This is a genomic window from Blautia sp. DFI.9.10 (assembly GCF_024461705.1).
GTDB classification, from domain to species: Bacteria; Bacillota; Clostridia; order Lachnospirales; family Lachnospiraceae; genus Blautia_A; species Blautia_A fusiformis.
This window is the reverse complement of record NZ_JANGAA010000068.1, coordinates 1-262: the sequence shown is the minus strand read 5'-3', so window position 1 is coordinate 262 and position 262 is coordinate 1. Positions and strand designations below refer to the sequence as shown.

At 43.9% G+C, this 262-nt stretch carries 1 protein-coding gene; it reads left to right on the top strand.

Features of this window, described 5'->3' with window-relative positions; translation table 11 throughout:
- Positions 1-262, top strand: a 262-nt coding sequence (locus NE671_RS15735) for a GTP-binding protein (RefSeq protein ID WP_256164163.1), incomplete at both ends; no start/stop codon positions are given.

The following is a 262-nucleotide window of genomic DNA, read 5'->3' as shown; positions in this document are numbered from 1 at the left end:
GAACAGACGAAATTAGAAATGTGGTATTGCTCGGACACGGCGGAAGCGGAAAGACGAGTCTTGTTGAAGCGATGCTGTATGTATCAGGCGTTACGAACCGAATGGGGAAAGTGACAGAATCTAACACGGTCAGTGATTTTGATAAAGAAGAACAGAAACGTGGTTTTTCGATCAGCACAAGTCTTGTTCCGATCGAATGGGAAAAGGCGAAGATCAACATTCTTGATACACCGGGATATTTTGATTTTGTGGGAGAAGTGGA